This is a genomic window from Dokdonella fugitiva (genome assembly GCF_014138265.1).
In the GTDB taxonomy this organism is placed as follows: domain Bacteria; phylum Pseudomonadota; class Gammaproteobacteria; order Xanthomonadales; family Rhodanobacteraceae; genus Dokdonella_A; species Dokdonella_A fugitiva_A.
Genome location: NZ_JACGXL010000005.1, coordinates 144,937 through 164,669 on the forward strand (window position 1 = coordinate 144,937; position 19,733 = coordinate 164,669).

The 19,733-nt window shown below is 70.6% G+C and carries 25 protein-coding genes; 20 read left to right on the forward strand and 5 right to left on the reverse strand.

The window, feature by feature from the left end:
- The 4 genes from FHW12_RS15220 to FHW12_RS15235 are packed head-to-tail and all read left to right on the forward strand — an operon-like array spanning nucleotide 1 to nucleotide 2,125.
- Nucleotides 1–432 (forward strand): MAPEG family protein, encoded by a 432-nt coding sequence (locus FHW12_RS15220; protein ID WP_182531898.1) that lies wholly within the window; start codon nucleotides 1–3, stop codon nucleotides 430–432.
- Between the two features lie 19 nt (nucleotides 433–451).
- Nucleotides 452–1,468, forward strand: coding sequence for an SRPBCC family protein (locus FHW12_RS15225; RefSeq protein ID WP_220484484.1), 1,017 nt, complete (start codon nucleotides 452–454; stop codon nucleotides 1,466–1,468).
- Nucleotides 1,465–1,719 (forward strand): succinate dehydrogenase assembly factor 2, encoded by a 255-nt coding sequence (locus tag FHW12_RS15230; RefSeq protein WP_182531899.1) that lies wholly within the window; start codon nucleotides 1,465–1,467, stop codon nucleotides 1,717–1,719. The genes FHW12_RS15225 and FHW12_RS15230 overlap by 4 nt, the downstream gene beginning before the upstream one ends.
- Complete coding sequence (locus tag FHW12_RS15235) at nucleotides 1,691–2,125, forward strand: hypothetical protein (RefSeq protein ID WP_182531900.1); 435 nt, start codon at nucleotides 1,691–1,693, stop codon at nucleotides 2,123–2,125. The genes FHW12_RS15230 and FHW12_RS15235 overlap by 29 nt, the downstream gene beginning before the upstream one ends.
- A gap of 189 nt (nucleotides 2,126–2,314) precedes the next feature.
- On the opposite strand, the gene FHW12_RS15240 is transcribed toward FHW12_RS15235, so the two are convergent.
- Together FHW12_RS15240 and FHW12_RS21375 are read right to left on the reverse strand one after the other, a co-directional pair.
- Nucleotides 2,315–2,914 carry a Maf family protein gene (locus FHW12_RS15240; RefSeq protein WP_182531901.1) on the reverse strand — a complete coding sequence of 200 codons (600 nt, stop codon included), beginning with the start codon at nucleotides 2,912–2,914 and terminating at the stop codon, nucleotides 2,315–2,317.
- Complete coding sequence (locus tag FHW12_RS21375; protein ID WP_182531902.1) at nucleotides 2,911–3,372, reverse strand: hypothetical protein; 462 nt, start codon at nucleotides 3,370–3,372, stop codon at nucleotides 2,911–2,913. Before FHW12_RS21375 ends, FHW12_RS15240 begins: the two co-directional genes overlap by 4 nt.
- A gap of 116 nt (nucleotides 3,373–3,488) precedes the next feature.
- Between FHW12_RS21375 and FHW12_RS15250 the strand changes: the two genes are divergently transcribed.
- The 16 genes from FHW12_RS15250 (at nucleotide 3,489) to FHW12_RS15325 (ending at nucleotide 15,768) form a co-directional block, all read left to right on the forward strand.
- A complete protein-coding gene (locus FHW12_RS15250) occupies nucleotides 3,489–3,995 on the forward strand; it encodes a YceD family protein (protein ID WP_182531903.1) in 507 nt (168 codons plus the stop codon).
- 136 nt (nucleotides 3,996–4,131) lie between these two features.
- Nucleotides 4,132–4,326 (forward strand): 50S ribosomal protein L32, encoded by a 195-nt coding sequence (gene rpmF / locus FHW12_RS15255; RefSeq protein ID WP_182531904.1) that lies wholly within the window; start codon nucleotides 4,132–4,134, stop codon nucleotides 4,324–4,326.
- A 159-nt stretch (nucleotides 4,327–4,485) separates the two neighbouring features.
- Entirely contained in the window at nucleotides 4,486–5,481 is a 996-nt protein-coding gene (locus FHW12_RS15260) for a beta-ketoacyl-ACP synthase III (protein WP_310735258.1), read from the forward strand.
- Between the two features lie 10 nt (nucleotides 5,482–5,491).
- Nucleotides 5,492–5,734, forward strand: a complete 243-nt coding sequence (locus FHW12_RS15265; protein WP_182531905.1) for a hypothetical protein — start codon at nucleotides 5,492–5,494, stop codon at nucleotides 5,732–5,734.
- 13 nt (nucleotides 5,735–5,747) lie between these two features.
- Nucleotides 5,748–6,683 (forward strand): ACP S-malonyltransferase, encoded by a 936-nt coding sequence (gene fabD / locus FHW12_RS15270; RefSeq protein ID WP_259393096.1) that lies wholly within the window; start codon nucleotides 5,748–5,750, stop codon nucleotides 6,681–6,683.
- 89 nt (nucleotides 6,684–6,772) lie between these two features.
- The gene (locus FHW12_RS15275) at nucleotides 6,773–7,105 is read left to right on the forward strand and encodes an ArsR/SmtB family transcription factor (RefSeq protein WP_182531907.1); all 333 of its coding nucleotides are present in this window, start codon (nucleotides 6,773–6,775) and stop codon (nucleotides 7,103–7,105) included.
- Complete coding sequence (locus FHW12_RS15280; protein ID WP_182531908.1) at nucleotides 7,098–7,532, forward strand: SRPBCC family protein; 435 nt, start codon at nucleotides 7,098–7,100, stop codon at nucleotides 7,530–7,532. Before FHW12_RS15275 ends, FHW12_RS15280 begins: the two co-directional genes overlap by 8 nt.
- Nucleotides 7,533–7,590: 58 nt before the next feature.
- Nucleotides 7,591–8,388, forward strand: coding sequence for an SDR family NAD(P)-dependent oxidoreductase (locus tag FHW12_RS15285; RefSeq protein ID WP_182531909.1), 798 nt, complete (start codon nucleotides 7,591–7,593; stop codon nucleotides 8,386–8,388).
- Between the two features lie 109 nt (nucleotides 8,389–8,497).
- Complete coding sequence (gene fabG / locus FHW12_RS15290; RefSeq protein ID WP_182531910.1) at nucleotides 8,498–9,241, forward strand: 3-oxoacyl-ACP reductase FabG; 744 nt, start codon at nucleotides 8,498–8,500, stop codon at nucleotides 9,239–9,241.
- A gap of 187 nt (nucleotides 9,242–9,428) precedes the next feature.
- A complete protein-coding gene (gene acpP, locus FHW12_RS15295) occupies nucleotides 9,429–9,668 on the forward strand; it encodes an acyl carrier protein (RefSeq protein WP_182531911.1) in 240 nt (79 codons plus the stop codon).
- 135 nt (nucleotides 9,669–9,803) lie between these two features.
- Nucleotides 9,804–11,042: a beta-ketoacyl-ACP synthase II gene (gene fabF / locus FHW12_RS15300; RefSeq protein ID WP_182531912.1), complete on the forward strand. Its 1,239-nt coding sequence runs from the start codon at nucleotides 9,804–9,806 to the stop codon at nucleotides 11,040–11,042.
- A 187-nt stretch (nucleotides 11,043–11,229) separates the two neighbouring features.
- Nucleotides 11,230–12,579 carry an aminodeoxychorismate synthase component I gene (locus FHW12_RS15305; protein ID WP_182531913.1) on the forward strand — a complete coding sequence of 450 codons (1,350 nt, stop codon included), beginning with the start codon at nucleotides 11,230–11,232 and terminating at the stop codon, nucleotides 12,577–12,579.
- A gap of 115 nt (nucleotides 12,580–12,694) precedes the next feature.
- Nucleotides 12,695–13,702 (forward strand): endolytic transglycosylase MltG, encoded by a 1,008-nt coding sequence (gene mltG / locus FHW12_RS15310; RefSeq protein WP_182532141.1) that lies wholly within the window; start codon nucleotides 12,695–12,697, stop codon nucleotides 13,700–13,702.
- Nucleotides 13,699–14,334: a dTMP kinase gene (gene tmk / locus FHW12_RS15315; RefSeq protein WP_182531914.1), complete on the forward strand. Its 636-nt coding sequence runs from the start codon at nucleotides 13,699–13,701 to the stop codon at nucleotides 14,332–14,334. The genes mltG and tmk overlap by 4 nt, the downstream gene beginning before the upstream one ends.
- Nucleotides 14,331–15,299 carry a DNA polymerase III subunit delta' gene (gene holB / locus FHW12_RS15320; protein WP_182531915.1) on the forward strand — a complete coding sequence of 323 codons (969 nt, stop codon included), beginning with the start codon at nucleotides 14,331–14,333 and terminating at the stop codon, nucleotides 15,297–15,299. The genes tmk and holB overlap by 4 nt, the downstream gene beginning before the upstream one ends.
- A gap of 118 nt (nucleotides 15,300–15,417) precedes the next feature.
- Nucleotides 15,418–15,768 (forward strand): PilZ domain-containing protein, encoded by a 351-nt coding sequence (locus tag FHW12_RS15325; RefSeq protein WP_182532142.1) that lies wholly within the window; start codon nucleotides 15,418–15,420, stop codon nucleotides 15,766–15,768.
- A 74-nt stretch (nucleotides 15,769–15,842) separates the two neighbouring features.
- On the opposite strand, the gene FHW12_RS15330 is transcribed toward FHW12_RS15325, so the two are convergent.
- The 3 genes from FHW12_RS15330 to cysS form a co-directional block, all read right to left on the reverse strand.
- Nucleotides 15,843–17,726 (reverse strand): patatin-like phospholipase family protein, encoded by a 1,884-nt coding sequence (locus FHW12_RS15330; protein WP_182531916.1) that lies wholly within the window; start codon nucleotides 17,724–17,726, stop codon nucleotides 15,843–15,845.
- A gap of 152 nt (nucleotides 17,727–17,878) precedes the next feature.
- Entirely contained in the window at nucleotides 17,879–18,319 is a 441-nt protein-coding gene (locus FHW12_RS15335) for a SufE family protein (protein ID WP_182531917.1), read from the reverse strand.
- On the reverse strand, nucleotides 18,303–19,700 hold the full coding sequence (gene cysS, locus FHW12_RS15340; RefSeq protein WP_182531918.1) for a cysteine--tRNA ligase: 1,398 nt from the start codon (nucleotides 19,698–19,700) through the stop codon (nucleotides 18,303–18,305). The genes FHW12_RS15335 and cysS overlap by 17 nt, the downstream gene beginning before the upstream one ends.
- Nucleotides 19,701–19,733: the final 33 nt, after the last annotated feature.

Here is a 19,733-nt window from a genome sequence, read left to right on the forward strand (position 1 = left end):
GTGCTCGCCGGCCCGCACGCGATCCTGTGGCCGGCGTTCGCGCTGGTCGCGCTCACCTTCGTGGTGTGGCTGCGCATGTACCACGTGCGCATCCGCGAGATGCACCGCCTGCGCATCGATCCGCAGAGCGTCGCGACGTCGGCGCAGGCGTCCGGGCGGTTCGTCGACACGCGCGCGTCCGACAACCTGCGCAACCTGTTCGAGCTGCCCGTGCTGTTCTACGCGGGCGTGCTCGTCGCGCACGCGACCGGTGCGACGAGCGCGACGCTGCTCGTGCTCGCCTGGTCGTTCGTCGCCTTGCGCATCGTGCACAGCCTCGTCCACTGCGGCTACAACCGCGTCATGCACCGCTTCGGCGCCTATGTCGCCGGCAGCATCGTGCTGTGGGCGATGTGGGGCATGCTCGGCTTCGCGCTGCTGCGCGACGCCTGACGCCGGGAGAATCGTGCGCATGAATGGAAACGGGATCGACGCCACGGCCGCCGCGCCGGCGCCGTTGCGCCGGCCGCACCTCGGATGGATGTTCGGCGCGGGCGCGCTGTACGGCCTGCTCATGCGACTGCTGTTCGTGCTGCCGCTCTACCGCGAGCGCAGCGGCGCGAGCGGCGTCATGCTCGCGTCGTTCGTGTTCCTCGTGCCGCTGCTGATCGGCGCGTTGACCGTGTACCTGCTGCCGGCCGCGCAGCGCACGCTCGGTCGCGCGCTCGTTGCGCCGCTCGTGCCCGTGCTGGTGTTCGTCGGCGGCACCGCGATCCTGCTCATCGAGGGCAGCATCTGCATCGCGCTCGCGTTGCCGGTCTTCCTGATCGCCGCGATGCTCGGCGGATTGCTCGGTTGGGTGCTGCTGCTGGTCGCGTCGCCATCGCGCTCGACCGTCGGCGCGGTGCTCGTGCTGCCGCTGCTGCTCGGCGCGGTCGAACGCAGCGCGCCGCTGCCGGACCGCCGCGGTGAAACCGACGCGTCGGTGTTCATCGCGGCACCGCCCGAGGCGATCTGGCATCTCATCAACGACGCCACCGGCATCCAGCCCGATGAGATGGCGCAGGGCCTTGCCTGGCGCATCGGCGTGCCGTTCCCGCAGGAGGCCGTCACGGTCGATACGCCCGACGGGCGCGTGCGCAAGCTGCGTTGGGACAAGAACGTGCATTTCGACGAGCCGATCCTCGACTGGGTCGAGAATCGCTACATCCGCTGGCGCTACGTATTCGCCGCGGATTCGATCCCGCCCGGCGCGCTCGACGAGCACGTGCTGATCGGCGGTCGCCATTTCGACCTCGTCGACACTTCCTACCGCCTCACGCCGGAAGCAGGCGGCACGCGCCTCGCGATCCACGTGAGCTGGCGCGTGAGCACGCATTTCAACGCCTACGCCGGCGCCTGGGCGGACCTGCTCGTGGGCGACGCCGCGCGCACGATCCTCGCGTTCTACCAGCGCCGCGCCGAAGCGGCCGTGGTCGTGAGCCGATGAGTGACGCGGCCGACGCGCGCCTCGGACGCCTGCGCTGGCGTGCGCGCCGCGGCACGCGCGAACTCGACCGCCTGCTCGGCGCGTGGCTCGACCGCCGCTACGCCGGCGCCGACGAGGCGCTTCGCGCGGACTTCGACGCGCTGCTCGGCGAAGCCGATCCGGACCTGTGGGACTGGCTGACCGGGCACCTCGACCCGGCGCCGCGCTACGTCGCGATCGTCGATGAGATCCGCGCCCTCGATCGCGTTTGACTACCGGGCATCGCCGGGCGTGGTCGCCGCGACGCTCGTGGTCGCGCTCGCCGCGGGACTCGCACCGTGGTCGAGCGGCGCGCCGCTCGCGCTGCGTGTGGTGCTGTCACTGTGCGCATTCGCGGGGACTGCGGCCGCGTTGCGACGGTATTGCGCACCGCCGTTCCGGCGCATCGTGCGGCGCGCGTCGGGCTGGCGGCTCGTCGATCGCGATGGCCGCGAACACGCGGCGATCCTGCGCGCGCACCGCCGCCTTGGCGCCTGGCTCGCGCTCGACTGGCGCTGCACGCCGCGCGCGCGGTTCCGCGTGCTCGTCACGCCCGACAACCTGGATGCGGATACCCGACGGCGCCTCGTGCTGCTGCTCGCACGCGGGGAGCCCCCGCAAACCGAAGCGATCGGGTAGGGCTGTGCCAAAGCGGAAAAGATTGAAACACGAAGCACGCAGAGCACCCAGAGAAATCTCCTTGCCCGATCTGCCTTCTTCGTGTGCTCCGTGTTTCAGGCCTTTTGATTCCATCCCGAACCCCGGGCCGGTTCGGGCGTGCGAGGATCGGCCGACCGTGACGCAGCGGTGGTCGCGGTGCGACGGCCCTTACGGCAGCTCGATGCCGGTGGCGCGCAGCAGGCGCGCGAGCGCGATCAGCGGCAGGCCGATTAGCGCGGTCGGGTCGGTGCTTTCGATGCGTTCGAACAGCGTGATGCCGAGGCCTTCCGCCTTGAAGCTGCCCGCGCAGTCGAGCGGGCGCTCGGCCTCGACGTAGCGCGCGATCGCGCCCTCGTCGATCGGGCGGAACACCACGCGCGTGAGATCGGCGTCGGCGTGCACGCGCAGGGTGCCGTCGCGCGTGTCGACGACGCACAACGCGGTGTGGAAACCGACCGTGCGGCCGGAACACGCGCGTAGCTGGGCGCACGCGGCCTCGACCGTTCCCGGCTTGCCGAGCGCGATGCCGTCGACTTCGGCGACCTGGTCGCTGCCGATCACGAGTGCACCCGGGCAGGCAGCCGCGACCGCCTGCGCCTTCGCGGCGGCGAGCCGCGTGGCGAGCGGTGCCGGGGCCTCGCCCGCGCGCGGCGTTTCGTCGACCGCGGGCGCGTGCACGCGAAACGACGGGGTCAGGCGCGCGAGCAGTTCGCGCCGGTAGCGCGAGGTCGAGCCGAGCACGAGATCGACCTCGCCGAGCCGGGTCAATGCGGGACTTCCGACGGCTGCGCGGCGACCGTCGCACGCGTCTGCTCGACGTCGGCACGCACGTCGGCGAGCCGCTCGAGCTGGCGGGCGAGGGTGCTGCGCGTCGCGTCGAGCGCATCGCGAGCGGCGACGAGTTCGGTTTCGCTCGCGTTCGCGGCGTGTTGCTTGAGCCAGAGGCGGTGCGCGAGCAGGTCGCGCAGCGCTTCCTGCACCTGCGGCTCGGCGGCGAGGGTCGCGCGCGCGGACACCTGCTCGGCGGGCGACAGCGCGGCCGCGGCGAGCGCGGGGACCTCGCGCAGGCGCGCGCGGCATTCGAGCAGTTCCTGTTCGAGGGCGTCGGCGAGATCGAGGATTTCGGTCAGCAGCACGCGCCGGCGCAGCAGGCGGCGTTCCCGCCGCCAGGCGAACACCAGGCCGAGCGCCACCACGGCGGCCGCGCAGGCGAGCAGGACGTTCACGTGGGCGGGCGGCTCCGATGGACGGGGAGCCAGTGTGCCCCCGATGGCCGCGCCAAGCCAGCCGCCGGGCGGTTCAGGTTGACACCGGAGGGGGCTGCACCTACCATCGCGCGCCCATGTCCGCAGCCCTGCCAGATCGCGTGGATGTCGCACGCCAGGTGCAGGCGCGCCGCACGTACGAAGGAACCTTGCCGCTGGCCGCGATGCAGCGCCTGCGCGGCAGCCTCGCGACGACGGAAGGCGAGGCGCGCTACCACGTCGAATTCGGCAGGGACGAACTCGGCGTCGCGTACCTCGAAATGCGTGTGGAAGCCGGGTTGCCGCTGGTCTGCCAGCGTACACTCGACGTCTTCGTCCAGCCGGTGTCGATCGACCAGCGCCTCGGCCTGATCGCCGACGAAAGCGGTGAAGCCGCGCTGCCGCCAGGCTACGAGCCGCTGCTCGTGCCGGACGGCCAGGTTGGCATCGCCGACGTGATCGAGGACGAACTGATACTCGCGTTGCCGGTGGTGCCCGTGAAACCGGGCGAACCGCTGGAGTGGAAGGACCGGTCGGACGAGGTGTCCGACGAAAAGCCGGCCAGCCCGTTCGCGGCGCTGGCGGGTTTGAAAAAGAGCACATAAGCACGAGCTTTGCTGTTGTGAGACGTGCGGCCAGGACGGCTGCTTCAGCTTCGAGCACGACGCTCGTGAAAACAAACGAAGGCGGCCTGGACGGCCGTCGGTTCGGATACGGAAGTCCGCCAGAGGAGTCACCACCATGGCTGTTGCCAAGAGTCGCAAAACCCCGTCCCGCCGCGGCATGCGTCGCGCCCACGATGCGCTGACCGCGAAGCAGCTGTCGACCGACCCGACCTCGGGCGAGGTGCACGTGCGCCATCACGTCACCAAGGACGGCTACTACCGCGGCAAGAAGGTCATCGAGTCGAAGGTCCAGGCCCGCGACGAAGACTGAGAGCGCCGTTCGGGCGACGTCGCACGACGTCGCTCGCGGTGACGCCCCGGGCCGGATGCCCCGGGTGGGGTTGCCTTGCGGGGTCCGGACGACCCGGTTCGGCAGCAGCGCGCGCCTGCGGTCGGTGCGCGCCGATTCTTGCGCAGGCGCATTGCGCCCGTGCGCCTCGACCGGGGAACGACCCTGATCTACTCACGCATCGCCGGTACCGGCAGTTACCTGCCGGAAAAGATCGTCACCAACGCCGATCTCGAGAAGCTCGTCGAAACCACCGACGAGTGGATTGCCTCGCGCACGGGCATCCGCGAGCGCCGCTTCGCCGCCGACGGCGAGACCACCGGTGACCTCGCGTTCTACGCTGCCACGCACGCGCTCGACGCAGCCGGCATCAAGGGCGCCGACCTCGACCTCATCGTGCTCGGCACGACCACGCCCGACATCATCTTCCCGTCGACCGCCTGCCTGCTGCAGCATCGCCTCGGCGCGAACGGCTGCGCCGCGTTCGACGTCAACGCCGCGTGCTCGGGCTTCATGTACGCGCTCGGCATCGCCGATCAGTTCATCCGCAGTGGCCAGGCGAAGCGAGCGCTCGTGGTCGGTTCGGAGACGCTGACGCGCATGCTCGACTTCAGCGACCGCGCGACCTGCGTGCTGTTCGGCGACGGCGCCGGCGCGGTCGTGCTCGAAGCGTCGAGCGAACCCGGCATCCTCACCACCAAGCTGCACGCCGACGGTGGCTACAAGCACCTGCTGTACAACCCGGTCGGCGTCTCCGCGGGCTTCCGCGACGACGAGCCGAACCACGGCGTGCGCGTGATGATGACCGGCAACGAGGTGTTCAAGGTCGCCGTGAAGACGCTCGACCGCATCGTCGGCGAGACGCTCGAAGCGGCCGGCATGCACGAACAGGACGTCGACTGGCTGATCCCGCACCAGGCGAACCTGCGCATCATCGAGGCGACCGCCAAGCGCCTGCAGATGTCGATGGACCGCGTGATCGTCACGGTCGACCGCCACGGCAACACCTCGTCCGGCTCGGTCCCGCTCGCGCTCGACGAAGCGGTGCGCTCGGGCAAGGTGCAGCGCGGCCAGACCCTGCTGCTCGAGGCATTCGGCGGCGGCTTCACCTGGTCTTCGGCGCTGCTGAAGTATTGATCGGAGCGGCGTGCTCGCGGATCTCGCCGGAGCCGCCGTCCATGTCGTCGCGACGATCCTGCGCGACGTCGTCGTCGATTTCTTCCTGATCAACCTGGGTCGCGGCGCGTTGCTCGTCTGCACGTTCGGCCGATACCCGCACGGTCGCGCGCTCGAGCGCGATGCGCGGTGGATCGCGGGCGCGGGCTTCGCCGTCGTCGTACTGACCGGCGTGGCCCTCGCGGTGTACAACAACGTCTTCGCATCCACCTGAAATGAGCCAGCCTATGTCGTCGCTCGCATTCGTGTTTCCGGGTCAGGGTTCCCAGTCGATCGGCATGCTCGCCGAACTCGCCGAGCTGCACGCGCACGTGCGCGACACGTTCGCCGAGGCGTCGGACGGTGCCGGCGCCGACCTGTGGGCGTTGTCGCAGGGCGGGCCCGAGGCGATGCTCAACCGCACCGAATACACCCAGCCTGCACTGCTCGCGGCGGGCGTGGCGGTATGGCGCCTGTGGCAGGCCAACGGTGGCGCGACGCCGTCGCACCTCGCCGGCCACAGCCTCGGCGAATACACCGCGCTCGTCGCGGCCGGCGTGCTGTCGCTGCGCGATGCGGCGCACCTGGTGCGCATCCGCGGCCAGGCGATGCAGGACGCGGCGCCCGAGGGCGTCGGCGCGATGGCGGCCGTGCTCGGCGCCGACGACGTGCTCGTCGAAGAAGTCTGCCGCGAAGTGTCTGGAGACCACGTCGTCGTGCCGGCCAACTACAACTCGCCCGGGCAGATCGTCATCGGTGGCCACGTGCAGGCGATCGACGCCGCGCTCGCGAAGCTGTCCGAGCGCGGCGTCCGCAAGGCGGTCAAGCTCCCGGTGAGCGTGCCGTCGCACACGCCGCTCATGCGCGAAGCGGCGAACCGCCTCGGCGAAGCGATGACGGCGTATCACTGGAGCCAGCCGCACATCCCGGTCGTGCAGAACGTCGATGCGCGCACGCACGAAGGCCTCGCCGAAATCCGCGACGCGCTCGTGCGCCAGCTCTACCTGCCGGTGCGTTGGACCGGCTGCGTGCAGGCGCTCGTCGCAGCCGGCGCCACGCGCGTGGCCGAATGCGGCCCGGGCAAGGTGCTGACCAGCCTGGTCAAGCGCATCGACAAGGCGATCGACGGTCGCGCGCTCGGCACGCCGGGCGAGTTCGACGCCGCGCTCGCCGACTGGCGCTGACCCGCGCCTGATTCCGTTTCCCGCGACGCGCTTGACGCGCGTCGCGAGCTGCGTATTATTCAACCATAAGGTTGAATGTCGAAACCGCCGTGCCTGCAGCCCTCGATCTCGCGTTCGCCGCGCTCGCCGATCCGACCCGGCGGCGCATCGTCTCGCGCCTCACGCGCGGCGAGGCACGCGTGACGGATCTCGCGCAGCCGTTCCACATGTCGCTGAACGCGGTGTCCAAGCACGTCAAGGTGCTCGAGCGCGCTGGCTTGGTGCGGCGCGAGCGGCTCGGCCGCGAGCACTACCTGCACCTGCGCGCGGCGCCGCTGCGCGAGGTCGCACGCTGGACGTCGCGTTACGAACGTTTCTGGAACCAGCGCCTCGATGCACTGGAGCAGTTCCTCGCCGAATCGAAGGAGGCTTCCGATGACTGAACGAAACCCGCCGGCAATGGGCGCGTTCTCGACGCGCGTGCCGCGCACCTACGACGCGAGCGCCGAGCGCGTGTTCGACGCATGGGTGGATCCGGCGAGCGTGAAGGCATGGCTCGCCGGCGGCGAGCGGGCCGTCGTCGACGCGCGCGTCGACGGCCTGTTCTACGTCGAGATGGCGTGGGAAGGGCGGATTTATCCGCACTACGGCCGCTACCTGCGCGTCGAGCGTCCGCACCTGCTCGAATTCGCCTGGGTCAGCGAAGGCACGCAAGGCAAGGAGTCGGTGGTGCTGGTCGAGTTCATCCGCCGCGGCGCGCGGACCGAACTCGTGCTCACCCACGACGGCCTGCCGAGCGAGGAGATGGCCACGAGCCACCACGGCGGCTGGTCCGGGTTCATGGAGCAACTGGTCGAGCGACTGCGCTAGTCTCTCGGCCACGACATGCGGGCCGCGCGCGCGACGTCGCCGCGGCGGGAGGTGGACGATGCTCCTGCAAGGAAAGGTGGCGGTGATCCACGGTGGCGGTGGCGCGATCGGCGGCGCCGTCGCGCGCGTGTTCGCCCGCGAGGGCGCGCGCGTCTATCTCTGCGGACGCACGCGCGCGAAGCTCGACCGCGTCATGCACGACATCGTCGCCGCCGGCGGGCGCGCCGAAGCGACCGAAGTCGATGCGCTCGACGAACACGCGATCGAGCATCACGTCGAAGGCGTCGCGCTGCGCGCGGGGCGCATCGACATCGCGCTCAATGCGGTCGGATTCGCACACGTGCAGGGCACGCCGTTCGTCGATCTCCCGCTCGCCGACTTCGCCTACCCGATCGAAGCGTGCGCGCGCACGAATTTCCTGACCGCGCAGGCGGTCGCGCGGCGCATGGTCGACCAGGGATCGGGCGTGATCCTCACCTTGTCGACGCCGGGCGCGCGCTTGTCCGGGCAAGGCTTCCTCGGCAACGGCGTCGCGTCCGCCGCGATCGAAGCGTTCTCGCGCATCCTCGCCGGCGAACTCGGTGCGAGCGGCGTGCGCGTGGTCTGCCTGCGGCCGGACGCGATCCCGGGCGCGCTGGCCGAGTCCCATTCACGGGACGTGTTCGCCGGCGTCGCCGCGCGCGCGGGCACGACGATCGAAGCGATGCTCGCCGGTCGCGCCGAGCACGCGACCCTGCTCAAGCGCCTGCCGACGCTGGAGCAGGTCGCCGAAGCTGCGGCCTTCTTCGCCTCCGACCGTGCCGGCGCGATGACCGGAACGGTCGCGAACCTCACCTGCGGGTCGATCGTCGACTGATCATCCGCCGGGATCGCGTGCGCCCGTACGTTCCCGCACGGCCGGCGCCGTGGATGCGCGCCGCGGCTTTTGCGATCATGCGCGACCACAGTCCCGGATGGATCGCATCGTGAGCAAGCCCCTCGAAGGAGAAATCGCCCTCGTCACCGGCGCCAGCCGCGGCATCGGCGCCGCGATCGCCGACGAACTCGCCGCGCTCGGCGCGAAGGTGATCGGCACCGCGACGACGGAGAGCGGTGCGCAGGCGATCGGCGCGCGGCTCGCCGCGCACGGCGGCGCCGGGCGCGTGCTGAACGTGACCGACGGCGCGGCGATCGAGGCGCTCGTCGACGCGATCGGCAAGGAATCCGGCGCGATCTCGATCCTGGTCAACAACGCGGGCATCACCCGCGACCAGCTGCTCATGCGCATGAAGGACGAGGACTGGCAGGCGATCCTCGACACCAACCTGAGTTCGGTCTACCGCGCCTCGAAGGCGGTCATGCGCGGCATGATGAAGGCGCGCAAGGGGCGCATCATTTCGATCGCCTCGGTGATCGGCCTCACCGGCAATCCCGGTCAGTCGAACTACGCGGCGGCGAAGGCGGGCATCATCGCGTTCTCCAAGTCGCTCGCGCGCGAGATCGGTTCGCGCGGCATCACGGTCAACGTCGTCGCGCCCGGCTTCATCGACACCGACATGACGCGCGCGTTGCCGGAGGAACAGCGCAACGCGCTGCTCGGCCAGATCGCGCTCGGCCGGCTCGGTGCGGCGGACGACATCGCCAAGGCGGTCGCGTTCCTCGCTTCGCCCGCGGCGTCCTACATCACCGGCGAGACGCTCCACGTGAACGGCGGCATGTACATGCCGTAAGGCTTGTTATTCAGCATCTTGGACGCATCTTCGACATCGCCGCCGAGGTTCGTGCGGCCCTTCCCGGCGCGGCTGGCGAGGGGGCAGGGCTTCCACTACAATGCCGCGGTTTACAGGGGCGCGCTGCCCGCTGCGGCAACGCGGCCTGCATGCGCCGCATGAATTCCGACCGGAGGTTTAGAAACACATGAGCACTATCGAAGAGCGCGTCAAGAAGATCGTGGTCGAGCAGCTCGGCGTGAAGGAAGACGAAGTCACCCCGAACGCGTCGTTCGTCGACGACCTCGGCGCCGACTCGCTGGATACGGTCGAGCTGGTGATGGCTCTGGAAGAAGAATTCGAGTGCGAGATCCCGGACGAGGAAGCCGAGAAGATCACGACCGTGCAGCAGGCGATCGACTACGTCAAGGCGCACGTCAAGGGCTGATCGCCGCTACAAGCTGGATGCGACGCTGCGCCCACGAGGCGCAGCTTTCGTTTCAGCGGCACGCAACAGACGCCGGCGTATGCGCGCACCAAGCGCCCGCCGGCGGCACCATGAACTGACAGGCGGTACCTTCCCATGAGCAAGCGTCGCGTCGTCGTCACCGGTCTCGGCATCGTCAGCCCCGTCGGCAACGACATCGCCACCGCGTGGTCGAACATCACCGCCGGCAAGAGCGGCATCGGTCCGATCACCCATTTCGACGCGTCGACGTTCCCGACCCGCATCGCGGGCGAGGTGCGTGACTTCGACCCGGCGCAGTTCGTCGCGGCGAAGGACGTCAAGAAGATGGATCCGTTCATCCACTACGGCATCGCCGCGTCGGTGCAGGCGCTCGCCGACGCGGGCCTGCATCCGCACGAGCACGACGAGGAACGCATCGGCGTCGCGGTCGGCGCGGGCATCGGCGGCATCGCGACGATCGAGAAGACCTCGATCACCTACCACGAGCAGGGCCAGCGCAAGATCTCGCCGTTCTTCGTGCCGAGTTCGATCATCAACATGGCCTCGGGCAACCTGTCGATCATGCTCGGGCTGAAGGGTCCGAACATCGCCTGCGTGACCGCGTGCACGACGGCGACGCACAACATCGGCCTCGCGATGCGCATGATCCAGTACGGCGACGCCGACGTCATGATCGCGGGTGGCGCCGAGTACTCGACCGTCGGCACCGCGGTCGGCGGCTTTTGCTCGGCGCGCGCGCTGTCCACGCGCAACGACGAGCCGGACAAGGCGAGTCGCCCGTGGGACAAGGACCGCGACGGTTTCGTGCTGTCGGACGGCGCCGGCGTGCTCGTCATCGAGGAATACGAACACGCGAAGAAGCGCGGTGCGCGCATCTACTGCGAGCTGGTCGGCTTCGGCATGAGCGGTGACGCATACCACATGACCGCGCCGAGCGAGAACGGCGAAGGCGGCGGCCGCTGCATGGTCGCGGCGGTCAAGGACGCCGGCCTCAACCTCACCGACGTGCAGTACATCAACGCGCACGGCACCTCCACGCCGGCCGGCGACGTCGCCGAAGTGCAGGGCATCAAGGGCGTGTTCGGCGACTACGCGAACAAGCTCATGGTCAGTTCGACCAAGTCGATGACCGGCCACCTGCTCGGCGCCGCGGGCGGTGTCGAGGCGATCTTCTCGATCCTCGCGTTGCGCGACAACGTCGTGCCGCCAACGATCAACCTCGACAACCCGGGTGAAGGCTGCGACCTCGATTTCGTGCCGCACACCGCGCGCGAGGCGAAGCTCGACGTCGTGCTGTCGAACTCGTTCGGTTTCGGCGGCACCAACGGCACGCTGGTGTTCCGCCGCGCCTGAGGCGCGCGCGTCCAGGAGCGGAAAGACTGAAACACGAAGGGCACCAAGGAAGCGCAAGAATCTTCGGATCATTGCTTCTCCGTGTGTTCCGCGTACTCCGTGTTTCAATCTTCGAATCCTTCCGCTTTTCCTTCGTGTCCTTCGTGTTTCAATCTCCTGCTCTTGCCCTCGAGCCGAGCGCGCATCCATGACCCACGTCGTCAAGGAAATCGACGGCGTGCGCGATCTGCTCGCGCTCGCCGCGGCGCATCCGCGGCGCTATCCGGGCCTGCTCGAAAGCGTCGCGCGCGGCAACGCGCGGGCGCGCCACGACATCCTGTTCGCGTTCCCCGAGCGTGAACTGCGGTTCGCCGGCGGCGTCGTGCGCGACGAGCACGGTGTCGCCCAAGGCACGCGGTTCCTCGACGCGCTCGACCAGGCGTGGGGCGCGGAGCGCGTCGAACGTCGTGGCGACGACGGCGTGCCGTTCCATGGCGGATGGCTGCTCTACCTCGGCTACGAACTCGCCGCCGAGATCGAGCCGACCCTGTGCCTGCCGACGCCGCGCGAGGCGGCACTGCCGACCGCGCTCGCGTTGCGTTGTCCCGCAGCGATCGTCGTCGACCACGAGCGCGCCCGCACGCTGCTCGTCGCGGAAGCCGGCCGCGAGGCGTTGCTCGATGCGCTCGCTTCGGACCTCGCCGCCCGAGCGCACTTCGAGGAGTCGCCCCGCGGTCGCATCGACATCGACGAGGACGCGCCGCAACCCTTCCTCGACGGCGTCGCGCGCGTGCTCGAGCACCTGCACGCGGGCGACGTGTTCCAGGTCAACCTGTCGCGCGCGTGGCGCGCGCACTGTGCGGAGGCGCTCCGCGCTGCGGACCTGCATGCCGCGTTGCGCCGAGCGAATCCGGCGCCGTTCGCCGGCCTGCTGCAGGTGGACGACTGGGCCGTCGCGAGTTCCTCGCCCGAGCGGCTCGTCGAATTGCGCGGTACGCGCGCGCAGACGCGCCCGATCGCCGGCACGCGGCCGCGCGCGCACGGCGACGATGACGCCGCGCGCATCCGCGAACTCTCCGGGCATCCGAAGGAGCGCGCCGAACACGTGATGCTGATCGACCTCGAGCGCAACGACCTCGGCCGCGTGTGCGTGCCGGGCAGCGTCGAGGTCGACGAGCTCATGGCGATCGAGAGCTACGCGCACGTCCACCACATCGTTTCGAACGTGCGTGGCGAGCTGCGCGCGGGCGTGACGCCGGGGCAGGCGATCCGCGCGGTGTTCCCGGGTGGCACGATAACCGGCTGCCCGAAGGTGCGCTGCATGCAGATCATCGCCGCGCTCGAAGGCGTCGGTCGCGGCGCGTACACGGGTTCGTTCGGCTACCTCGATCGCAACGGCGATCTCGATCTCAACATCCTGATCCGCACGCTGACCCTGCACGGTGCCGGGATAACCTTCCGCGCGGGCGCCGGCATCGTCGCCGACTCCGACGCGGTGCGCGAGCTGGAGGAGACGCGCGCCAAGGCGCGTGGCCTGCTGCGGGCGCTCGGTGCGTGAAGCCGCTGCGCGGCTGCCGCTTCAAGCTCGCGTCGAATCCGGTTACGCTGCCCGGATGATGCCCGTGACGCCCCGACGATCGTTCCACGCCCAGCGCGGTGGCGCGGTCCTGCGCATGTTCCTCGCACTCGTGCTGATCGGCCTCGTCGGTGGCGGCGCGGCCGCCTGGTTCGACTACCAGCGTTACACGAACGCCGCGCTTCCGGTCGGCACCGACGCGATGACGGTCGACGTGCCGCGCGGCGCGAACTACCCGCAGATCGTCGCCGAGCTGCGCCGCGCCGGCGTCGTCGAAGGCGGCTTCCGCGCGATGGCCTACTGGCGTGCGCTCGGCCGCGAACTCGGCGTCGGCGGTCGACTGCACGCGGGCGAGTACGCGCTGCCGCGCGGCATCACGCCGCGCGAGCTGCTGCGGCGCATGGCGGCGGGCGAGGTCGTGCAGCACCGCTTCACGATCGTCGACGGCTGGACCTTCCGCCAGCTGCGCCTCGCGCTCGCCAACGAAGCCGGCCTGCAACAGACGTTGCCCGGCAGCAGCGACGAGGACATCGCGCGCCGGCTCGGCATCGCCGACGCGAAACCGGAGGGCTGGTTCCTGCCGGAAACCTATTCGTTCGTGAAGGGCGAATCCGATTTCGACATGCTGCAGCGCGCGCATGCGGCGATGAAGAAGACGCTCGACCAGCTGTGGCCGCAGCGCTCGGCCGACGTCAAGCTCGACTCGCCGTACCAGGCGCTGATCCTCGCCTCGATCGTCGAGAAGGAAACCGCGCAACCGGTCGAGCGCGCGCTGATCGCCGGCGTGTTCGTGCGCCGCCTCAAGTTCGGCATGCGCCTGCAGACCGACCCGACCGTGATCTACGGCATGGGCGAGAACTACGCGGGCAACATCCGCCGCAGCGACCTCGAGACCGACACGCCGTACAACACCTACACGCGCGACGGCCTGCCGCCGACGCCGATCGCGCTGCCCGGCAGCGTCGCGCTGCAGGCGGCGCTGCATCCCGCGCCCGGCGACGCGCTGTACTTCGTCGCACGCGGTGACGGCAGCCACGAATTCTCGCCGACGCTCGACGCGCACAATCGCGCCGTGCAGAAATACCAGTTGCATCGCGGCCAATGAACGGACGGCTGATCACGCTCGAAGGCGGCGAGGGTGCCGGCAAGAGCACCGTGCTCGCCGCGGTGCGCGATCGCCTCGAACAGCACGGCATCGACGTCGACGTCACGCGCGAACCGGGCGGCACCGCGTTCGGCGAAGCGGTGCGCGCGCTCGTGCTCGATCCGGCCCGGCACGGCGTCTGCGCCGAGAGCGAGCTCCTGCTGATGTTCGCCGCGCGCGCGCAACTCGTGCGCGAGCGTATCCAGCCCGCGCTCTCCGCGGGACGCTGGGTGCTGTCTGATCGCTACACCGATGCGAGCTACGCGTACCAGGGCGGCGGCCGCGGCCAGCCGCTCGAGCGCATCGCCGAACTCGAACGCTGGGCCGCGCCGGTCGTGCCCGGGCTGACGCTGCTGCTCGACCTGCCGGTCGAACAGGGCCTCGCGCGAGCGGGGGCGCGCGGCGAGGCCGATCGCATCGAGCGCGAGAACGGCGATTTCTTCGAACGCGTGCGCGCGGCCTACCGCGCGCGCGCGGCGGCCGACCCGGCGCGGTTCCGCGTCATCGACGCGAGCCGCGCGGTCGACGACGTGCGCGCCGCCGCGGTCGCCGAGATCGATCGCTTCGTCGCGGCCGTGCGGGAGCAGGCATGAGCCTGCAACCGTGGCTCGCCGAACCGTGGCGCCAGCTCGCTAGCGCGCTCGTGCGCGGGCGCCTGCACCACGGCCTGCTGTTCGCCGCGCCCGCGGGCTACGGCAAGCGGGCCCTCGCGACCGCGCTCGCCGCGGCGGCGCTGTGCGAGCAGCGCCGCGAGGACGGCCACGCCTGCGGCCGCTGCCGCGGCTGCGTGCTGTTCGCCGCGGGCAGCCATCCCGATTTCGCGCGCGTCACCTTGGAACTGCGCGACGACGGCAAGCTGCGCAGCGAGATCACGATCGACCAGATGCGTGCGCTGTCGCAGCGGCTCGCGCTGTCGAGCCAGTTCGGCGGGCTGCAACTCGCGCTCGTCGACCCGGCCGACCGCCTCAACGCGAGCGCGGCAAATGCGCTGTTGAAGACGCTCGAAGAGCCGGCGAGGGCGACGATCCTGCTGCTCGTCGCCGACGACCCGGCGCGCCTGCCGGCGACGATCCGCAGCCGCTGCCAGCGCATCGACGTGCGCGCGCCGACGCGCGACGAGGCGCTCGCCTGGTTGCGCGCCGAACGCGTCGACGCCGCGGCGGCTACGGCTGCGCTCGACGCGAGCCTCGGCAATCCCGGCCTCGCGCGCGCCTGGAGCGCGGACGACACGCTGCCGCTGCGCAAGGCCTGCGCGGACGACCTGGCCGCGCTTGCGCGAGGGCGCCGAACCGCGGCCGACGTCGCCGAGGCCTGGGCCGCGGACCGGCCTCACGAGCGCCTCTGGTTCGCCGCCGTGCTCGCACGTGACGAGGCGCAGGCGATCGCGGGCGGCGGCGCGGGCAAGCTCGGCTTGACCGCGCGCGAGGAAATCCCGAAGCTAGTCGCATGGTTCGGCCGTGCCAACCAGGCACGTGGCCTGCTCACGACCACCGTACGCGCGGATCTGGTCCTGCTGGAACTGTTGCGCGCGTGGTCGCCGGGCGACAGGCCGGCATGATGCGGCGGGGCGCACGGCGCGCTTCGCGGGTTTGCGGCAGGATGCCGGATGGGAACGCGCCTGCGGCGGTCGTCGCGGGCACGCACGAGCGAAGGGGTGGCTGATGGCAACGCCGGCAATGGGCGGTGCGCCGCGACAGGGCATCCTGTCGCTCGCGATCAAGGACAAAGGCGCGCTGTTCAACGCGTACATGCCGTTCGTGCGCGGTGGCGGCCTGTTCGTGCCGACGACCAAGCGCTACAGCCTCGGCGACGAAGTGTTCATCCTGCTCTCGCTGATGGACGAGAAGGACCGCCTGCCGGTCGCCGGCAAGGTCGTCTGGATCACCCCGGCCGGCGCGCAGGGCAACCGCATGGCCGGCATCGGCGTGCAATTCAACGAATCCGCGGACGGCGAAGCCGCGCGCACGAAGATCGAATCGATCCTCGCCGGCATCATGGGCCAGGAGCGCCCGACCCACACGATGTAGTCGCTGCGGCGGCCTGGTCACGGGATCCCGGCATGGCAGGCCCGTTCGCGGCCGACCCGTCGCGCGTGCGTCGATCAGCGTGACGGTCGCGAGACGGCGGTCGGCTTCGGGCTCCGCGTCGCCGCCGCCGTGGCGGCCCGCGCGCGGGTGGCGGCGCCCTCGCGTCGATCCGTGCGCGCGAGTTCGCTGCGCCGCCGTTCGTCGAAGAATCCCTTGAGCGCCGCCAGCGAGTATTCGTAGCTGCGGTCGACCAGCGACTGCACTTCCCGCCAGCCGAACATGCGCACGCCATGCACCGGCATGCGCAGGTGCAGGTCGGCGAGGTCCTCGCGCGTGCCGGCGTCCTCGCGCGAGGGCGTGAAGCCGCTGACCAGCAGCCCGAACAACGAGACGCGCGAGGGATTGCTGCGCCGGTGCAGCAGCGCTTCCGGATCGGGACCGACGATGCCGGGTGCATCGAGGCCGCCGCCGGCGGCGACGTCGGACGCGACGATCGGGCCGCGGCCGAGCGCGTGCATGACGTCGATCGGCAGGCTGTTGGCGATGGCGCCGTCGACGAGCAGGCAACCGTTCCAGGCGACCGGCGGCGCGATGCCGGGGACGCACATGCTCGTGCCGACCCACACCGCGAGCGAACCGCTGTCGTGCACTTCCTGGCGCCCGCGCGTGAGGTTGGTGCTGATGCAGTAGTACGGCACGCGCAGATCCTCGATGCGCGTGTCGCCGAACACGCTGCGCAGGCGCTTGAGGAACTTGCGGCCGCGGATCAGCGACACGCTCGGCCAGACGTAGTCGTTGAGGTAGTTCTTGTCGACGAAGGTCTCGCGGCCGATCGCGAGCATGTCGCGGCTGCTCGCGCCTGTCGCGTGCAAGGCGGCGAAGAACGCGCCCATGCTGGTGCCGCCGACGATGTCGGCGCCGACGCGCAGCTCTTCCATCGCGCGCACGAGGCCGACGTGCGCGAAGCCGCGCGCGCCACCGCCGCCGAAGACGACGCCGAGGCCGTGCCCGCTGAGCTGGCGCGCGACCGCCTCGTGGTCGGCTTGCGCGTCGGGGCGCACGAAATAGTGCGAGCGCGCGCCGAACAGCACGCGCCACTCGAGCACGTCGCCCGCCTGCGAACCGTCGGGGCGCAGGACCAGAAGGTCGACCGGCGTGCGCGGCGCATGTTGCCGCAGCGTGCGCGCGAGCGCGACCGCCGGCTGGCCGCCGTCGCTCGATACGACGACGATGACGCGATCGGACTGGCGCAGGCAGCGTTCGGTCCACTGCTCGCCGCTGGCGTCGCTCCACAGCACGAGATGCCCGCCGGCGAGTTCGCGCCGCTCGAGCCACGCGCTGATGATGCGATGGCGGTCACCGGCGCCGAACGGCGTCTGCGCGGCGCCTTCGCCGAACTGCTTGTCGACGTCGGCCGCGCCGAGGCAGCGCACGACCTTGCCGGTCTTGCGCATGCCGCCGACCACGCGCTCGACCACCGGGCCGAGGCGGATCCCGGGTTGCGCGCGGATCACCGCGATCGTGCGGTTGCCGCGTGCGGCGTCCAGGCGCGCGCCGCGTGCGCTGCGGCGGCTGCGCCGCGCGATCGTGCCGCACAGCGCGAGCAGCGCCGACGGGTGCCGCGAAACGAGGTCGAGCAGGGCCATGCGGTTGATCCGCAGCAGCAGCGAATCGCGCAGGGCGACGACGTCGGCGCCGCGCGTCTCGCCGGAGAGCAGGGCCATCTCGCCGACCGGCTCGCCGCGGCCGATCTCGCCGATGACGACGCCGTCCGCATGTTGCGCTTGCAGCCGTCCCGTCGCGACGACGTAGAGGTAGTCCGGGAGGTCGCCCTCGCGGAACAGGGTGCGACCACCGCGCAGTTCCTCGACGTCGAAACGCGCGGCGATCGCTTCGAGCGCGTCCGGGGCGAGGTCGCGGAACAGCGGGCTGCCGGATAGCACGGTCTTCTTGTCCATCGCCTCCCCCTGCGAGACGGCCCAAGCTTAGCAGTCGATCCGCCGGGACTGCGCGCCCCGCGCCGCGCGCCGGGTCCAAGGGAGTTCAGGCTGCGCCGGCGCGTGGCGCGGTATCGGCAGGCCACGGCGCGGTCGCGCCGCTTCGGGGCGTTCTATGCCGACACGTCGCGCGCGTACTGCTTGACCTTCGCGAGCATCGCCGCGAGCCCGTTCGAGCGCGTCGGCGAGAGATGCCGGGCGAGGCCGATCGTTTCGATGAAGCGCGGTTCGGTCGCGAGGATCTCAGCGGCCGCACGCCCCGAGTAGACGCGCAGCAGCAGCGCGATCAGGCCCGATACGATCGACGAGTCGCTGATCGCCTGGAAATCGAGGCGCTGCGCATCGCCGGACGGCACCAGCCACACCTGCGACTGGCAGCCGCTCACCTTGAATTCCTCGCGCTGCAGCGCCTCGGGGAACGGCGGCAGCTTGCGGCCGAGGTCGATGAGGTACTGGTAGCGTTCGGTCCAGTCGCCGAAGAACGCGAATTCCTCGGCGATCGCCGCCTGCGCCTGTTCGGCGCTCGCGTCCGCGGGTTCATGCAGCACGTTCATCGGCCTTCACCACCTTCCAGCGAGGTCCCTGCGCGGTGTCCTCGACCACCACGCCTATCGCGAGGAGCTGCTCGCGGATGCGGTCCGCCTCGGCGAAATTGCGCGCCTTCTTCTCGCTGACGCGCAGGTCGACGAGGCGCTGGATCTCCGCTTCGTCGAGCGCGGGACCGCCGGCCGCGTGCTTGAACCACGCCTCCGGATCCTGCTGCAGGATGCCGAGCAGGGCCGCGGCGCCGAGCAGCGCACCCTTCGCGGCACGCCGCGCGTCGGGGGTGGCCGCGGCGCGTGCTTCGCCGGCGAGGCGCGCGATCACCGCGAGCGCCTCGGGGGTGTTGAGGTCGTCCTGCAGCGCGGCTTCGATCTCGGCCGGCACGGTGCCCGCGCCGGCGTCGACGTCGACGAGGCCGCGCAGCGTGCCGTACAGGCGGTCGAGCGTGCGGATGCTCTGCTCGACGAGCCCGTCCGACCAGTCGAGCGGCTGGCGATAGTGCGCGCTGAGCAGCGCGTAGCGCAGCGCTTCGGCCGGGTAGCGGTCGAGCAGTTCGTGCAGCACGCAGACGTTGCCGAGCGACTTCGACATCTTCGCGCCACCGAAGTCGAGCATGCCGTTGTGCAGCCAGTAGCGCGCGAACACCTTGCCGCCGTGCGCGCACGTGCTCTGCGCGACCTCGTTCTCGTGATGCGGGAACATGAGGTCGTTGCCGCCGGCATGGATGTCGATCGTTTCGCCGAGGTGCGCCGCGGCCATCGCCGAGCACTCGATGTGCCAGCCGGGGCGGCCGACGCCCCATGGCGAGTCCCAGCCCGGCTGCTGCGGGTTGGACGGCTTCCACAGCACGAAGTCGCCCGCATCGCGCTTGTACGGGGCGACGTCGATGCGCGCGCCGGCGATCATCTCGTCGACCGGGCGGCGCGACAGCTTGCCGTAGTCGGCGTAGCTCGCGACCGAGAACAGCACGTGGCCCTCGGCCGCATAGGCGTGGCCCGCGGCGATGAGTTGCTCGATCATCGTGATGATCTGCGCGATGTGCGCGGTCGCGTGCGGCTCGACGTCGGGCGGAACGACGCCGAGGCGGCCCATGTCCTCGCGGTAGATCGCGGTGTACTTGTCGGTGATCGTCGCGATCGGGACACCCAGTTCCTGCGCTGCAGCATTGATCTTGTCGTCGACGTCGGTAATGTTGCGCGCGAACACGAGGTGCGGGTAGTGGCGGCGCAGCAGCCGGGTCAGCACGTCGAACACGACCGGGCCGCGCGCATTGCCGATGTGCACGTAGTTGTAGACGGTCGGCCCGCACAGGTACATCGTCACGCGCTGCGGATCGGCGGGGACGAAGTCTTCGGTGCGGCGGGTCAGGCTGTTGTGGAGTCGGAGCGGCATCGGTCGGGGCCTCTGTGGACCCTGAATGATACC

Coding starts and splice junctions, on each gene's coding strand:
- FHW12_RS15225 (WP_220484484.1), top strand. CDS start 452: ATGAATGGAAACGGGATCGACGCCACGGCCGCCGCGCCGGCGCCGTTG.
- FHW12_RS15230 (WP_182531899.1), top strand. CDS start 1,465: ATGAGTGACGCGGCCGACGCGCGCCTCGGACGCCTGCGCTGGCGTGCG.
- FHW12_RS15235 (WP_182531900.1), top strand. CDS start 1,691: ATGAGATCCGCGCCCTCGATCGCGTTTGACTACCGGGCATCGCCGGGC.
- FHW12_RS15250 (WP_182531903.1), top strand. CDS start 3,489: ATGTCCGCAGCCCTGCCAGATCGCGTGGATGTCGCACGCCAGGTGCAG.
- rpmF (WP_182531904.1), top strand. CDS start 4,132: ATGGCTGTTGCCAAGAGTCGCAAAACCCCGTCCCGCCGCGGCATGCGT.
- fabD (WP_259393096.1), top strand. CDS start 5,748: ATGTCGTCGCTCGCATTCGTGTTTCCGGGTCAGGGTTCCCAGTCGATC.
- FHW12_RS15280 (WP_182531908.1), top strand. CDS start 7,098: ATGACTGAACGAAACCCGCCGGCAATGGGCGCGTTCTCGACGCGCGTG.
- FHW12_RS15285 (WP_182531909.1), top strand. CDS start 7,591: ATGCTCCTGCAAGGAAAGGTGGCGGTGATCCACGGTGGCGGTGGCGCG.
- acpP (WP_182531911.1), top strand. CDS start 9,429: ATGAGCACTATCGAAGAGCGCGTCAAGAAGATCGTGGTCGAGCAGCTC.
- fabF (WP_182531912.1), top strand. CDS start 9,804: ATGAGCAAGCGTCGCGTCGTCGTCACCGGTCTCGGCATCGTCAGCCCC.
- FHW12_RS15305 (WP_182531913.1), top strand. CDS start 11,230: ATGACCCACGTCGTCAAGGAAATCGACGGCGTGCGCGATCTGCTCGCG.
- mltG (WP_182532141.1), top strand. CDS start 12,695: ATGTTCCTCGCACTCGTGCTGATCGGCCTCGTCGGTGGCGGCGCGGCC.
- tmk (WP_182531914.1), top strand. CDS start 13,699: ATGAACGGACGGCTGATCACGCTCGAAGGCGGCGAGGGTGCCGGCAAG.
- holB (WP_182531915.1), top strand. CDS start 14,331: ATGAGCCTGCAACCGTGGCTCGCCGAACCGTGGCGCCAGCTCGCTAGC.
- FHW12_RS15325 (WP_182532142.1), top strand. CDS start 15,418: ATGGGCGGTGCGCCGCGACAGGGCATCCTGTCGCTCGCGATCAAGGAC.
- FHW12_RS15330 (WP_182531916.1), bottom strand. CDS start 17,726: ATGGACAAGAAGACCGTGCTATCCGGCAGCCCGCTGTTCCGCGACCTC.
- FHW12_RS15335 (WP_182531917.1), bottom strand. CDS start 18,319: ATGAACGTGCTGCATGAACCCGCGGACGCGAGCGCCGAACAGGCGCAG.
- cysS (WP_182531918.1), bottom strand. CDS start 19,700: ATGCCGCTCCGACTCCACAACAGCCTGACCCGCCGCACCGAAGACTTC.